The organism is Pantoea sp. VS1 (assembly GCF_002207995.1).
Lineage (GTDB): Bacteria > Pseudomonadota > Gammaproteobacteria > Enterobacterales > Enterobacteriaceae > Pantoea > Pantoea dispersa.
The window spans coordinates 25,329-39,637 of sequence record NZ_NHZE01000096.1; the positions used below are offsets into that span (position 1 = coordinate 25,329).

Sequence of the window (14,309 nt, forward strand, 5' to 3'; positions counted from 1 at the left end):
AAAGCTCAAACTGTTCGTATTCATTCGTACAATGGGTTTATGCTGGGGCGCAGCGGCGGGCAATGGTGCCTGCCGGTTTTTTTCGTCAACAGACTAAGGACGCATCATGCCCCGACCCCTCCCCATCGAACGTTATCGCAACATCGGCATCTCCGCGCACATCGATGCCGGTAAAACCACCACCACTGAGCGCATCCTGTTTTACACCGGAATGAGCCACAAGCTGGGTGAAGTGCACGATGGCGCGGCAACCACCGACTGGATGGCGCAGGAGCAGGAGCGCGGCATTACCATCACCTCGGCGGCGGTCAGCTGCTACTGGCCGGGCATGGACGGCAGTTTTACGCCGCACCGTATCAACATCATTGATACCCCCGGACACGTTGACTTCACCATTGAAGTGGAGCGCTCAATGCGCGTGCTGGATGGTGCCGTGATGGTGTACGACGCGGTCGGTGGCGTTCAGCCGCAGTCAGAAACCGTGTGGCGGCAGGCGAATAAATACCACGTGCCGCGCATTGCGTTCGTCAACAAGATGGACCGCCAGGGCGCGGACTTTTTCCGCGTGGTGCAGATGATGAAAGATCGCCTGCAGGCGCATCCGGTGCCGATTGTCATTCCCATCGGCGCTGAAGAGCAGTTCAGCGGGGTCATCGATCTCAACAAAATGCGCGCCATCTACTGGGACGACGCCAGCCAGGGCATGAGCTTTAGCTATGCGCCGATTCCGGACGCGCTGCAGGCGCAGGCAGCGGAGTGGCGGGAAAACATGGTGGCAGCAGCGGCAGAAGCCAGCGAAGCGCTGATGGATCGCTATCTGGAGCAGGGCGATCTCAGTGAAGACGAGGTGATTGCCGGGCTGCGGCAGCGCACGCTGGCGGGCGAAATCCAGCCGATGCTGTGCGGCAGCGCGTTTAAAAACAAAGGGGTGCAGCGCATGCTCGATGCGGTCATCGAACTGATGCCTTCACCGCTCGACGTGCCGCCGGTCGCCGGCATCAACGAGCGCGGCGAACACGACGAACGCCATGCTGACGATGAGGAACCTTTCTCGGCGCTGGCGTTCAAGCTGATGAGCGATCCTTACGTCGGTCAGCTGACCTTTGTGCGCGTCTATTCTGGCGTGCTGCGCAAGGGTGACAGCGTGTGGAACGCGGTGAAAGGGCGTAAAGAGCGCATTGGCCGCATCGTGCAGATGCAGGCTAACGATCGCATCGAAATTGATGAGATCCGCGCCGGCGATATTGCCGCCTGCGTCGGGCTGAAAGAGGTCACCACCGGCGAAACGCTGTGCGATCCTAATGCGGTAATCACGCTGGAGCGCATGGAGTTTCCCGATCCGGTGATTTCGCTGTCGATTGAGCCAAAAACCAAAGGCGATCAGGAAAAAATGGGGCTGGCGCTGCAGCGGCTGGCGGCAGAGGATCCGTCGTTCCGGCTGCACACCGATGAGGAGTCCGGTCAGACCATCATCTCCGGCATGGGTGAACTGCATCTGGAGATCATTGTCGACCGTCTGAAACGCGAGTTTGGCGTGGAAGCCAATATTGGCCGGCCGCAGGTAACCTACCGCGAAACCATCCGCAAAACGGTGCGCGAGGTAGAAGGGAAATTTGTGCGTCAGTCAGGCGGTAAAGGCCAGTATGGTCACGTGGTGCTGACGCTGGAGCCGCAGGCGGCCGGAAGCGGTTTCGCCTTTGAAGACGCGACCAAAGGCGGCGTGGTGCCGCGCGAATTTATTCCTTCGGTGGAGAAGGGCATTCGCGAAGCGCTCAGCAGCGGCGTGCTGGCCGGTTATCCGGTGGTCGACATCAAAGCCACGCTGACGTTTGGCTCTTATCACGACGTTGACTCGTCCGAGATGGCGTTCCGCATGGCGGCGATCTTTGGCTTCAAAGCGGCAGCGAAGCAGGCCGATCCGGTGATACTTGAGCCGGTGATGCAGGTGGAAGTGGAGACGCCGGAAGAGTATGCCGGCGGCGTGATGGGCGATTTGTCATCCCGGCGCGGCACGCTGCAGGGCATGGACGAGCGTTTCGGCGCGCGCATTATCCGTGCTGAAGTGCCGCTGGCCGAGATGTTTGGCTACGCCACCACGCTACGCTCGATGTCGCAGGGCCGCGCCACGTATAGCATGGAGTTTGCCCACTACGCCGAAGCACCGCGTAACGTCGCGGAGGCGATTATCGCGGCTCGCGCACAGTAAGTCCGCTGTTGGCAGGGATGCCGCCGGTTAGTGCTTTATCTACAGCGCCGTCACGCCCAGCGCGGCGGCGTCGTCTTCCCAGCGTTTAACCTCGTCAAACCAGTCGCGCTGCGGCACAGAAAAGCCCGCCAGCAGGTTGGCCTTCATCACATCCTTGTAGTCCTCCACATTGGCCAGTTCAAACAGCGTGCTGCGCAGCTTTTCCAGTAGCAGACTGTCGGTTTTCGCCGAGGTTATCAGCGGCAGCGCGGCACACAGCGGGGTTTCACCGATAATGGCTAAGCCCTGCAGCTCCTGCGGCCGGTATTTGCGTAGCAGCGCCCAGGTGATGCAATCAATCGCGGCGAGGTCGGCCTGTCCGGCGCGCAGCGCGGCCAGCGACTGGCGGTGGCTGCCGCTGAACCGGGTGGTGGCGAAGAATTTGCCGTCCTGGGCCAGCGGCGCGACCACGTAGCGCAGCGAATTGTATCCGGAGTGTGAGTCATTGCTGTTGCACACTGCGCGACGGCCGCGGAAATCAGCGAGGCTCAGGTTCTCATCTTCCTGCCGTGCCACCAGCCAGCTGCGATAGCGCAGATCATGGCAGCCAGGCGCATTGGACTGAAACGTGCCCACCAGTTGCACGTCAGGCAATAGCGCGACCAGCGGGTAGCCGCAGGTCTGACTCAGCAGCAGATTGTCATCACGCCAGTGTGGCAGCAGGTCGTCGTGCCATTGTACCTCAGCCTGCACGCCGCGCTTCGCCAGCAGCCGCGTCAGCACTGAGGTCATGGCCAGCGTGCTCGGGTGGTCGATGTCGTACATCGGTAAAGAGATGATGTGCATTCTGTGCGTCCTTGTGGTGTCCCGGGTGGGCGTTAACGTCGATCGGCTGACGCCAGAAGCGCTTCATCCATTCGCCGTAACCGGCAACGCGAAAACCCTGATTACGCTGATAGTAGCCGTCGCGGTAGAGCAAATAGACTTTGCGCAGACCGTACCAGGGTAAACCGGGCAGATCGTGATGTACAGAATGATAGTTGAGATTCAGGAACAGCAGGCGCCAGGGCCAGGCCGCTTCGTTATTCACCGAGCGCGCCAGCGGCGCCTCATCGGCACGATGTTCGTAAAATGAGCGCACCTTGGTCAGCATCAGCGCCGGATAGCTCACCGCCAGCACCAGCCACAACGGGGAAAAGCCGCGCAGGCTGAGCCAGTAAAACAGTCCGGCCAGCAGTAGCAGATGCACCAGCCACATCATCATCGCCGGCACGTCGCGCTGCACCACGCTTTGCGTCAGCGCGCGCAGCGTGGCGAGGATATCCAGCAGCGGTCCCAGCAGCAGACGTCCCGGAAAGGTATTACGCAGATGGATGATGCGCTGTTGCCAGGGTTTGAGCCGAGCCCAGTGCGCCGGCGACAGATAATAGGTTTCCGGATCATCATGCGGATCGGTCAGGGTGTGGTTGCGGTGATGCGCCAGGTGCGAATCCCGGTACAGACCATACGGATACCACACCGCCAGCGGCAGCGTGCCAAACAGCTGATTAAGGCGCGGCAGGCGCGTCGGATGGCCATGAATCAGCTCATGCTGCAGCGACAAATACCAGGTGGTGAACAAAATCAGCAGCAGTGTGGCGAGGGGCAGGCCCAGCGTTTGCCAGTACAGCACGCTGGCGAACCAGCCGCTATAAACAGTAATGATTAACAGCCAGGTCGGCAATTCGCTGCGCCAGAGCCAGCTGCGCGCCAGCTGATGCACCACTTCACGCTGTTGCGCACTGAGGTAGGCGGAGGTTCCTTTGACCATGTTCATGTATTCAGTCAGCGAGACGGGAGATGCGCTCACGATGCGTGATACGCGTGATAAACACAAAGACGGAAAATTGCTTTGTTATGCAAAAAAGTTGAAGAAGCGCACGAAAACTATTGGCTATCAGTCCTCTTCGCACAGGCGTAACCTTACCTCATCGAATTCTGATTGATGACGCCGGCGCCGTTCTGGCCCGCGAGGAGCATTTAGCATGAAAAAAATTGGCTTTTTATCTTTCGGTCACTGGACCCCGTCACCACACTCGGCCACCCGTTCGGCGCAGGATGTGCTGCTGCAGTCGATTGACCTGGCGGTCGCCGCCGAAGAACTGGGGGCCGACGGTGCCTATTTCCGCGTACACCACTTTGCCCGCCAGCTGAGTTCACCGTTTCCGCTGCTGGCGGCGGTCGGTGCCAAAACCAGCCGCATCGAGATTGGTACCGGTGTGATCGACATGCGTTACGAAAATCCGCTGTATATGGCGGAGGACGCCGGGGCAGCGGACCTGATCGCCAACGGCCGTTTGCAGCTGGGCCTGAGCCGTGGCTCGCCGGAGCAGGTAATTGAAGGCTACCGCTACTTTGGCTTTAATCCGCGCGAAGGGGAAACCGATGCGGATATGGGACGTCGTCACACCGAAGAGCTGCTGGAAGTGCTGCGTGGCGAAGGGTTTGCTAAACCCAATCCGCAGCCGATGTTCCCGAATCCACCGGGGCTGCTGCGCCTGGAGCCGTATTCCGAAGGCCTGCGCGAGCGTATCTGGTGGGGATCCGGCTCGAACGCCACATCGATCTGGGCAGCCCAGCTGGGGATGAATTTGCAGAGTTCGACGCTCAAGGATGACGAGACCGGCGAACCGTTCCATGTGCAGCAGGCGAAGCAGATTCGCGCCTATAAAGAAGCCTGGCAGGCGGCAGGGCATCAGCGTGCGCCGCGCGTGTCGGTCAGCCGCAGTATTTTTGCCCTGATGAACGACACCGACCGCGCTTACTTTGGTCGCGGCGGACAGGATCAGGATTCCGTCGGATTCCTCGATGAGAAAACCCGCGCCATCTTTGGGCGTAGCTATGCTGCAGAGCCGGAGCAGCTGATCAAACAGCTGGCACAGGATGAAGCGATTGTGGAAGCCGATACCCTGTTGCTGACCATCCCTAATCAGCTTGGCGTGGATTATTGTGCGCACGTGATCGACAGCATTCTGACCCACGTCGCGCCAGAGCTCGGCTGGCGTTAAGCGGCGACAGTGCGCAGGGAAGCGCACAATTATTGCGCGATAAATCGCGCCGCTACCAGGTGTGCATAAATGCGCAACCTGGGAAATGGGGCAAGGTCTTTTGACGCGTATCAGATTCTGCCAGGTCGCCATTGATGGCGACAACGCGTCCTTCACGAACGCACCCAGACCTTCTAATCCGCATTCAACCCTGTAGGGGCGCCATTCATGGCGACCAACCATTGCGCCCAGGTGCGCATAAATGCGCACCCTACGAAATTCAGCAAAGGCTTTGACCCGTTTTAGATTCTGTAGGGTCGCCATTTATGGCGACCAACTATTGCGCGATAAATCGCGCCGCTAACAGCCATTAATCCGCGCCCAGCTCCCACCACAGCTTATCCAGCGCGTAATAACGGTCGCGCTGCGCCTCTGGCTGGTTCAGATCGCGCTTCCACGGTTTGGCGAGAATGTAGTGCAGATTCTTCACCTCATCGTCATGCCATAAGCCGGCATGCTGGAACGGCAGGGTTTTCAGCGCGTTATAGATGTACGGCAGCGGCAGCCAGCGTCCGGCAAACACTTCATTAAGCAAATCCTGTTCGGAGAACGGATAGCGGCGCAGGTCGTCAATCTCAGCCACTTTCTGCTGCAGCCAGTCGAATACCGCCTGATCCGGCTGCAACACCAGAAAGCCGCCGTTGAGATAGTTATCAAGATCGGCGGGAGGCGTCTCACCGCGCGCCTGCCAGGTGTAGTGACAATGCTCCGGCTGCCAGCTGTCGGGATAGCTGGCGATTTGGTTCGGGTTGCAGCGGCAGGCGTGACAGGCCGCCAGCGCATGCTTGCCGAGGTCAAGCGTAAACAGCTCATCCATGTTGCGCAGCACCAGCATATCGGCATCAAGGAACACCACGCGCTCGCAGCCGGTCAGCTCCCAGGCGCGCAGCTTGCTCCACACTTCACCAAACTGTGCCGAGGCATAATGCTGCTCCAGCGCGGCGTCCGGCATCAGCGGCTGGACCGGATGGATCACGCAGCCCAGCGCCTGTAATGCTTCGCGCATGCTCAGGTCGATGGCATCGGTGACCATCACAATCAGCGGCCAGCGCGTTTCGCTGCGTTTGAGTGAGCGATGCAGCGCTTTCACCCCGACATAATATTCCGGCTGCGTTAACAGCGTTACCCAGGCGTACATAGATTCTCCCCATCAAACTCAATCAAACAAAGCCGTGACATAGTCATTGCTAAAGCGGTGCGTCGGATCCAGCTGTTCACGCACCCCACGAAACGCATCCCACTGCGGATAGATGGCGCGCCACTGATAGCGCTGCGGATCGTAATATTTCCCCCAGTGCGGACGTCCACCTTCTGCCGCCAGCAGTTTTTCCACTTCGGTGAGGAAATGCAGTCCGTCCTGCGACAGCGAGCCGTCATCCGCGTAATACACCACGAAACCAAAAAAGCAGGTCGGCTGCTGATGCGCCGGGCTCATCCACGCCTGTGAAGCGCCGGTGCAGCGCAGGATGATGGGATAGTGCATGTGCGGACGATTCTGTGCGTACCAGGCTTTGATCTTGCTGATAATTTCCGGCGTTTTGGCCAGCGGCACGCCAATCTCAACGTTGATCTGCGGTACGGCGATGCCCCGACAAAACAGCTGGTAGATATCGCCGCTGATGTCGGTGAAATCACGGAAGCGGGTGACGGTACGGAACTGTTTGCCGCCTTTGCCGTGAATCTGCGTGTCGCGATGCATGTGTTCCAGCGTCTGATCAATGGTGTCGTTCAGGCTGCTGTCGGCCTGATCGCCGTGCTCAATCACTTCGCGCTGATGGTCGTACCACGCCTGGCTGTCTTCCGCACTGGCGACATCGGCGTTCCAGACATGCATCAGGTTGTCATCGACAAACCACCAGGCTTTGCTGAGTTCGTGCTGCTCATTCCACGTCAGCAAATCCTGCTCCAGTGAATCGGCAGACGCCGCGAATTTATGGCAGGTAAACAGGCGAAATGGCTTAGTGCGCAACGTAATGGCGGTGACGATGCCGAGCGCGCCAAGTGACACCATCGCCGCCGGGAAATCGGCGTCGCCGCGCTGAAACTCGCGCACGCTGCCATCGGCCAGCACCATGCGGATATGCAGCGCTTCGTCCGCCAGCGAACTCTGTGCCAGGCCCTGACCGTGGGTGCCGGTTGCCAGCGCGCCGGCCAGCGTCTGCACCGCTATCACGCCGGGCGAAGAGGCCAGCATGCGATCCATCTTTGTCAGGCTGTCATACACCTGCTGCAGCGGCGTGCCCGCGGCAAACGTTACGCTCTCTTCATCCTGAGCGAGGATGCCGCGCAGCGCACTGAGATCCAGCAGTACGTCCTGCGGCTGTACGCACAGCATGCGACCGGGCGACAAACGGCTGCCGAGCACGCGCACTTTGCCGTGCGAGTCGCGCAACAGCTGTTGCAGCTCGGCTTCACTACGCGGCTGATGCAACTGCTGGCGCTGGCCAACTACCGAATTCTGCGCCCAGTTCCAGAGCGCAGGCGTGTCATCGGTATGTTGCGTGTTGCGTAACGGATAGAGGAGAGCATCTTTCTTCACTACAGCGTTCCTTAATCTGAGGTCTGTCACGGTCCCGGTTATTTGATCAAGCGTAGACCATCACAGCGAACCCGCAGATTACGGGGCTTTGCGGATATAGCGCAGCGTGGCCGTCACCGCCAGTTGACGGTTGCGGCGAATACTGTCCTCTTCACTGTCGTGGGGGGTAAACAGCGTGTGAAAGGTGTAGCGGTTGGAGACATGGTGCACACAAATACTGCTGAGCAGGCGGTGTACGTCCACGGTATCCAGGCCGTCGATAAAGATGCCCTGACGCTGGCCGCGGGACAGGATGTCATCCAGCAAATCGAGGGTACTTTTGTTCATCGCTTTGATGCGCTCCGACTGCATGATGTAACGCCCGCGCAGCAGGTTTTCTGTACACACCAGGCGCATAAAATCGGGATGCGTGACGTGATAGTCAAAACTGGCTTCCACCAGTTTGATCATCGCCTCTTCCGGCTCCAGCGTAGTAAGATTCAGGCCGGTTTCATGCTGGCGGATCGCCTGATACACCTGCTCCAGCACCTCAATATACAGCTTCTCTTTGTTGATGAAGTGATACACCACCATGCGCTTGGTGGTCTGTGCCAGTTCAGCAATCTGCTCCATTCGCGCGCCCTGCATACCGTATTCGGCGAAGGTTTGCAGCGCACCGGCGAGGATGCGTTTTTTCAACCCTTCCGGGTCATTTTTACGTTTGTGTGTGGTATCCGACATAGCGCTCAATAACGGTCAATCAAACAGGCATGGTAGCACAGCCGCCCGGGGCCTTTTGGCGCGATGAGCGGCGGCATGGCTTTATTCATTTCAGGAATAGCATTCCCGGATAAATCATAATGCTGGAATAAGCAACTGCGTATACTGCGCGTATCTGCCGATCACGGCAGCTTATTTTGACTCGCGTAATAATAACACTCAGGAAATAATTTATGCACACACGCTTTGTATCAGCCAAAAATAAATTGTTGTTAACCGTCGGCGCGTTACTGGTTGCTGGCAGCGTGGTCGCGCCGTTTTCAGTGGCGCAGGCGGCGGATAAAACCGCGGTGAAGGTCGGTATCATGAGCGGCGAGGACGAAGACGTCTGGCGTGAAGTAATAAAGCAGGCCGCCGCGAAAGGGCTGACGGTGAAAACCGTGATTTTCAATGATTATAATCAGCCCAACGAAGCGTTACAGAATGGTGAAGTGGATGCCAATGCCTTCCAGCATCAGCCGTTCCTGAATAATCAAATCAAGGTCAATCATTACGATATCGTGCGCGTCGGCGATACCGCCGTCTGGCCGATCGGTCTCTATTCGAAGAAAGTGAAAAGCGCCGCCGCTCTGAAAGACGGAGCGGTAATCGGCGTGCCTAACGATCCGTCGAACGAGGCACGCGGTCTGGTGCTGCTGCAGCAACAGGGGCTGATCAAACTCAAACCGGGCGTCGGCATTGCCGCGACCACGGCCGACATCACTGACAATCCCCATCACCTGAAAATCAAAGAGCTGGATTCCGGCATCATTGGTCGCTCGGTGCCGGATCTCGATGCGGCAGTGGTCAATACCGACTGGGCGCTGAAAAGCGGTCTGACCGCGGCGGATCGTATCGCGCAGGAGCCGGTGAAAGACAACCCGTACAACAACTTTATCGCGGTGAAAAAAGAGAACGCCAGCGCCCCGTGGGTGAAAACCCTGGTGGCATCGTACCAGAACGATGCCGTCAAAACGGTGTTTGACAAGGTCTACAAAGGCACGGGCGAAACCGCCTGGTAAGGAACCCATCCATGACGCTATTTTCCGAGGCCACCGTGCCCCTGACCGCCGTGGCGCGCGGCGTGATCGAAGAGACAACAGTACGCGATCGCGTGGCGCAGCACAGCAACGTGGTGCGTTTGCAGGGCGTGTCGCGCCGTTTCGGCCAGACACAGGCGCTGCGCAATGTCTCACTGACGGTGCAAAAAGGCGAAATCCTTGGCCTGATCGGGCGCAGCGGCGCCGGAAAATCGACGCTGATTCGCTGTCTCAACGGGCTGGAGCAGCCCGACGAAGGCGTAATCGAGATTGAAGGGCGGCGTATTACCGGTCTGTCGGAACAGCAGCTGCAGGCGGTGCGCAGTCGCGTCGGCATGGTGTTTCAGCACTTCAATCTGTTGTCGGCAAAAACCGTGGCGCAGAATGTGGCGCTGCCGCTGAAAATAGCTGGCATGGAAAAGGCGCAGCGCAACCAGCGCGTAGCGGAACTGCTGGCGCTGGTGGGGTTGAGCGACAAGGCCGGACACTATCCGGCGGCGCTCTCCGGTGGACAAAAACAGCGTGTCGGTATTGCCCGCGCGCTGGCCGCCAGCCCGGCGCTGCTGCTGTGTGACGAAGCCACGTCGGCGCTCGATCCGGAAACCACCCGCTCGATTCTCGCGCTGCTGAAATCGCTCAATCAGCAGCTTGGTATCACCATTCTGCTGATCACGCATGAGATGGAGGTGATCAAATCCGTGGCGCATCGCGTGGCCGTCATCGACGCCGGTGAGATTGTCGAGCAGGGCCCGGTGTGGCAGGTGTTCGCCCATCCGCAATCCGCGCTGACGCGCACGCTGCTGCGCGGACTGCTGCCGCAACTGCCGGAGAATCTCGCAGCGCGGCTCAGCGAACAGCGTGAAGGTGAGGCGATCTATAGCGTTCACTTTGCTGGCGTGGCGGCGCAGGGGGATTTGCTGACGCAGTTTGCCAGCGCTCTGCCGGGTAAGTTTCGCCTGCTGCAGGGGGGCATCGACCACATTCAGCACTACGCGGTAGTGCGTTTCTTTATTGCGCTCCCGGCCGCCAACGCTGCCGATGAGTATCAGGTTCTCAGCTGGCTGCGTGCGCAGCAGGCACAGGTGGAGTTGGTCGGTTATGTCGCCAGTGATGATTGATTTACTGCTCAACGCGTTGGGTGAAACGCTGCTGATGACGGCGGTGGCCGGCCTGTTTTCGCTGCTGGCCGGATTACCGCTGGGACTGATTCTGGTGACCACCAGCCCCGGCGGCATTGCTGAAAACCGGAGCATCAACCGCCTGCTGGGCGTAGTGATCAATGGCTTTCGCTCGCTGCCGTTCATTATTCTGCTGGTGGCGCTGATTCCCTTTACCCGTCTGCTGGTCGGCACCTCTCTGGGCACCTGGGCCGCAATTGTACCGTTATCGATCACCGCCACGCCGTATTTTGCCCGGGTAGCGGAAGTTTCACTGCGCGATGTCGATCGCGGGCTGATTGATGCAGTGCGTGCCATGGGCGCCAGCAAATTACGTATTGTCTGGGAGGTGCTGATTCCGGAAGCGCTGCCGGGCATTCTTTCCGGTTTTGTCGTCACGCTGGTGGCGCTGATCGGCGCCTCGGCAATGGCGGGTGCCATCGGGGCGGGCGGTCTGGGCGATCTGGCAATTCGCTACGGTTATCAGCGTTTTGACACGGCGGTGATGGTGGCGGTGATCGCCGTACTGATCGTGCTGGTGTGCGGTATCCAGTGGCTCGGCGATCGGCTGGTGCAGCGCATTGACAGGCGGCACTGAGAAACACGTCTGCGAGTACGCTCTCCTGCAGACAAATGCTTCGCATCAGGCGCTGGCGGTGAATATTGTAAAAAACTCAACAGGCCCCTGTTAAAGGGGCCTATGCGTTAATCAGCAATTCATCCTGAGCAGCAGGTAAAGACAGTTAATTCTGATGGAATGAATGATTAAAAGTCGTATTGCAAACTCAAACGATTCTGCCAGAAATGTGAATCGTACAGAGGCGATGTCTGCACGCCGGCAAAATCGGTCACGCTTAATCCTTTTAATACACCGCCGAACGCCCAGGTGAAATACACCAGATATTCCGACTGATTAATACTGGCAGACTGCGCCGAGGGTTTTAAATCCATAAACGAATATTGTGTACCCAGAGAAAGATGCTCATTAAGCACGTAGTTCAGGTTGGTCATATACGCATTGCCACTGCCCAGATCCTGGGTACTGGTGAAAAACGGCTGGGCGAAATAGGGACCCGATGAACTGTTGTGGGCATAAGGCACCACCAGTGAACCGTTACCCCAGCTATTGGGGCTGGCAGCAATATGGTCGTAGCCCAATTTCCAGTTCAGTGCAGGGGTGAAACTCAGCGCGAGCTGAGCACCGTAAGAGGTGCTATTGACCTCTCCGGCCAGCGCTTTCCCTAAGCTGGTACCGCGAATAAACTGCAGAGCCACATCCGGCTGCAACAATGTATCCTGCCACTGCATATGACTTTCGCCATAGACAACGCGGGAATAATCAGCATATTCCTGATACCACACTTGTCCGGTAAGTTTTTTGTTATCCCACTGCGTGCCCTGACCGCCACCAATCGCCCACATGCCGTTAGTGCGCTCATCGATATCCGAATAGGCCGTGGTATCCAGGAACTGATCGTCGCCCCAGGGCTTGTAGCGCCAGACTTTGGTCGCATGCAAATACTGGGTGCTGTCGCCATAATTGGCATCAACGCCCCTGAAGAGTATCGGTGTAATACGCCAGTCATAGTCACCGACGAAGGGAATGTTAATGCGTTGATCGCCGGCAGTAATTTTAAAATCATCCTGTTGCCAGCTTAAATAAGCTTCCCCGATATTGGTCTGATTATCACCAATGTCGCTGATGGTATGCGCTTCATCCGGGTGATCAATCCCCCGCAAAAAGATGGCGCTCACGCCAGCACGAAAACCATACGCGGGAGCCGTTTCATATTTCACACTGCCGCCGTAACTGGTGGTGTCCTGATTAAAGCCTTTGGAAAAATAGGCATTGTGCGTGGAGTAGTAGAGCGTACGTAAACTGCCGCTAACGGTACCGCAGGTGAATATATCGCTGAAGCTGTCTACACCGCTGGCATCGTAATGACAGTCGCTGATATTACTTTGTGTCGCAGCCAGTGTTGCTGGCGCGAAGGGGAAAAACAGCGCAAGTAAACCGACACGTTTTAGTGCTCTCATTGCATGATCCCTGAATAAACACACCCGTTGAGGAAAGCGTAACGATGCCAGCCGGGTGAGAGGATCACCCGGCGGTGAGTTATGCCGTAAATAAAAAGTGATGATCAATTAACGCCGGGAATATGTACCGCCGGCAAGGTTTCACGTACTTCCCAGCCACGTAGCTTGCCGGGGTTTAATAAGTTGTAAGGATCGCAGGCGGATTTTAGGGCAACCACATCAGGCCGCACCATACCTTGTTTGCCATCCTCAATATGAATGACATGTGGATTATTTATTTTCACATTATGGCTACGATAAATATCCATAATGGCGTTGAGCCGTTCCGGGCTGCTGTAACGGATTAATGGCAGGCCGCTGCAGGTGAGCGCGCCGTTCATGTCGCGCAGAAATTCAATATGTGACATCACCTCATCCGATAATTCAGCTTCCATTGCCAGCACCTGTTGATGATAATTATCCACAGCGTAAGCGGTTTGCAGGTAAGTCAGGGTTTTATCAACCTTCAATGCCTGCAGGGTGGTGTGGTTCCAGCAATATTCAATCAGGGAATGGCCGCTATTTTCCCCTTCGGCAAAGTGCAATGCATTACGGCCGTTGTGTTGTGCGAGGATGGCGGGCAGCAGGCCATCACTCTCGCTTCCGGTCACCGAAATGACACCGTGTTGAGCCCGAATCTGCGCCTCCGCTAAATCGCTGAAATAATCCAGCACCGGTGCGGCAAATACCGCGATTTGGCGTTTAACAATGCCAGGTGAACGCGCCAGCGCATCGGCATAAGCCATTGCGGAGGGGAAGTCGGCGAAGGTATCCAGGCGCTCTATCCAGTCGTGGCAGGGTGCCAGTGCCAACTCGATCTCCAGCACGATGCCATTGCTGCCGTAAGCATGATGCAACAGCAGGGCATCCGGTGCCTGCAACGTAATGATGCGTGGTGTCTCTTCCATCGTCATCATACGAATTGACAGCACGTTGCCTGGCGCGGCCAGCGGACCGTAGTTAATCGATCCTACTCCGCCAAAACCGCCGCCAAACAAACCACCCAGCGTGGCAAGTTTCCAGGTTGAGGGCATGCAACGCAGCTCCCAGCCATGCGGGCGGGTATGTGCTTCGAGATCGCCCAGACGAATGCCAGCCTGCGCGCGCACCGTACCGGTACCCATGGCGGTGACGCTGTTCAGGCGTGTCATGTCGACCATGACACCGCCCTCCAGCGGAATCAGCTGGCCGTAGTTGCCGGTGCCGCCCCCCCGGAGATTCAGTGGGATACGCGCTTTGGCACAGGCTGCCACAACGGCAAGCAGTTCGTTCTCATCGCGTGGACGAACAGCCAGCTCGGCGAACTTCTCTTCCAGCTGGTGTTTAAGCACCGGGCTAAACCAGTGAAAGTCACGTGACAGACGTTTTACTTTCGGCGCTTCTTTAATCCAGTCAAATTCCGGCAACGCCGCGACCAGCGCCGCCAGTGCAAACTGGCGATCGGGTTCAGACATGTATAGCTCCTGTCAGTCGAAGAGGTGATGGGCG

Annotated in this window: 12 protein-coding genes; 5 read left to right on the plus strand and 7 right to left on the minus strand. The window is 57.7% G+C overall.

Going from position 1 to position 14,309, the window contains the following annotated elements; all coding sequences use genetic code 11:
* Positions 1-106: 106 nt before the first annotated feature.
* Entirely contained in the window at positions 107-2,206 is a 2,100-nt protein-coding gene (gene fusA, locus CBW22_RS23780) for an elongation factor G (RefSeq protein WP_088518048.1), read from the plus strand.
* Between the two features lie 39 nt (positions 2,207-2,245).
* On the opposite strand, the gene CBW22_RS23785 is transcribed toward fusA, so the two are convergent.
* Positions 2,246-3,031, minus strand: a complete 786-nt coding sequence (locus CBW22_RS23785) for a phosphate/phosphite/phosphonate ABC transporter substrate-binding protein (RefSeq protein ID WP_058757328.1) — start codon at positions 3,029-3,031, stop codon at positions 2,246-2,248.
* A complete protein-coding gene (locus CBW22_RS23790; RefSeq protein ID WP_088518077.1) occupies positions 2,928-3,995 on the minus strand; it encodes a fatty acid desaturase in 1,068 nt (355 codons plus the stop codon). The genes CBW22_RS23785 and CBW22_RS23790 overlap by 104 nt, the downstream gene beginning before the upstream one ends.
* 214 nt (positions 3,996-4,209) lie before the next feature.
* Here CBW22_RS23790 and CBW22_RS23795 point away from each other — a divergent pair, with 214 nt between their 5' ends.
* Positions 4,210-5,232 (plus strand): LLM class flavin-dependent oxidoreductase, encoded by a 1,023-nt coding sequence (locus CBW22_RS23795; RefSeq protein ID WP_088518049.1) that lies wholly within the window; start codon positions 4,210-4,212, stop codon positions 5,230-5,232.
* A gap of 349 nt (positions 5,233-5,581) precedes the next feature.
* On the opposite strand, the gene CBW22_RS23800 is transcribed toward CBW22_RS23795, so the two are convergent.
* The 3 genes from CBW22_RS23800 to CBW22_RS23810 all read right to left on the minus strand — a co-directional run bounded on the left by CBW22_RS23800 (position 5,582) and on the right by CBW22_RS23810 (position 8,530).
* Entirely contained in the window at positions 5,582-6,409 is an 828-nt protein-coding gene (locus CBW22_RS23800) for a glycosyltransferase family 8 protein (RefSeq protein WP_058771104.1), read from the minus strand.
* Between the two features lie 18 nt (positions 6,410-6,427).
* Positions 6,428-7,810 carry a D-arabinono-1,4-lactone oxidase gene (locus tag CBW22_RS23805; RefSeq protein ID WP_088518050.1) on the minus strand — a complete coding sequence of 461 codons (1,383 nt, stop codon included), beginning with the start codon at positions 7,808-7,810 and terminating at the stop codon, positions 6,428-6,430.
* 78 nt (positions 7,811-7,888) lie between these two features.
* Entirely contained in the window at positions 7,889-8,530 is a 642-nt protein-coding gene (locus tag CBW22_RS23810) for a TetR family transcriptional regulator (protein ID WP_088518051.1), read from the minus strand.
* 212 nt (positions 8,531-8,742) lie between these two features.
* Here CBW22_RS23810 and CBW22_RS23815 point away from each other — a divergent pair, with 212 nt between their 5' ends.
* From CBW22_RS23815 to CBW22_RS23825, 3 genes are read left to right on the plus strand one after another with little or no spacing between them, the layout of a single operon-like run.
* Positions 8,743-9,570 (plus strand): MetQ/NlpA family ABC transporter substrate-binding protein, encoded by an 828-nt coding sequence (locus CBW22_RS23815; RefSeq protein ID WP_088518052.1) that lies wholly within the window; start codon positions 8,743-8,745, stop codon positions 9,568-9,570.
* Positions 9,571-9,581: 11 nt separating this feature from the next.
* Complete coding sequence (locus tag CBW22_RS23820; protein WP_021509770.1) at positions 9,582-10,706, plus strand: methionine ABC transporter ATP-binding protein; 1,125 nt, start codon at positions 9,582-9,584, stop codon at positions 10,704-10,706.
* The gene (locus CBW22_RS23825) at positions 10,687-11,343 is read left to right on the plus strand and encodes a methionine ABC transporter permease (protein WP_088518053.1); all 657 of its coding nucleotides are present in this window, start codon (positions 10,687-10,689) and stop codon (positions 11,341-11,343) included. Before CBW22_RS23820 ends, CBW22_RS23825 begins: the two co-directional genes overlap by 20 nt.
* 167 nt (positions 11,344-11,510) lie before the next feature.
* Here CBW22_RS23825 and CBW22_RS23830 read toward each other — a convergent pair whose 3' ends face one another.
* Both CBW22_RS23830 and CBW22_RS23835 read right to left on the minus strand, forming a co-directional pair.
* On the minus strand, positions 11,511-12,782 hold the full coding sequence (locus tag CBW22_RS23830; RefSeq protein WP_088518054.1) for a TonB-dependent receptor: 1,272 nt from the start codon (positions 12,780-12,782) through the stop codon (positions 11,511-11,513).
* 104 nt (positions 12,783-12,886) lie between these two features.
* Complete coding sequence (locus tag CBW22_RS23835; RefSeq protein ID WP_088518055.1) at positions 12,887-14,275, minus strand: FAD-binding oxidoreductase; 1,389 nt, start codon at positions 14,273-14,275, stop codon at positions 12,887-12,889.
* Positions 14,276-14,309 lie beyond the last annotated feature (34 nt).

Coding starts and splice junctions, on each gene's coding strand:
- fusA (WP_088518048.1), top strand. CDS start 107: ATGCCCCGACCCCTCCCCATCGAACGTTATCGCAACATCGGCATCTCC.
- CBW22_RS23785 (WP_058757328.1), bottom strand. CDS start 3,031: ATGCACATCATCTCTTTACCGATGTACGACATCGACCACCCGAGCACG.
- CBW22_RS23790 (WP_088518077.1), bottom strand. CDS start 3,995: ATGGTCAAAGGAACCTCCGCCTACCTCAGTGCGCAACAGCGTGAAGTG.
- CBW22_RS23795 (WP_088518049.1), top strand. CDS start 4,210: ATGAAAAAAATTGGCTTTTTATCTTTCGGTCACTGGACCCCGTCACCA.
- CBW22_RS23800 (WP_058771104.1), bottom strand. CDS start 6,409: ATGTACGCCTGGGTAACGCTGTTAACGCAGCCGGAATATTATGTCGGG.
- CBW22_RS23810 (WP_088518051.1), bottom strand. CDS start 8,530: ATGTCGGATACCACACACAAACGTAAAAATGACCCGGAAGGGTTGAAA.
- CBW22_RS23815 (WP_088518052.1), top strand. CDS start 8,743: ATGCACACACGCTTTGTATCAGCCAAAAATAAATTGTTGTTAACCGTC.
- CBW22_RS23820 (WP_021509770.1), top strand. CDS start 9,582: ATGACGCTATTTTCCGAGGCCACCGTGCCCCTGACCGCCGTGGCGCGC.
- CBW22_RS23825 (WP_088518053.1), top strand. CDS start 10,687: ATGTCGCCAGTGATGATTGATTTACTGCTCAACGCGTTGGGTGAAACG.
- CBW22_RS23830 (WP_088518054.1), bottom strand. CDS start 12,782: ATGAGAGCACTAAAACGTGTCGGTTTACTTGCGCTGTTTTTCCCCTTC.
- CBW22_RS23835 (WP_088518055.1), bottom strand. CDS start 14,275: ATGTCTGAACCCGATCGCCAGTTTGCACTGGCGGCGCTGGTCGCGGCG.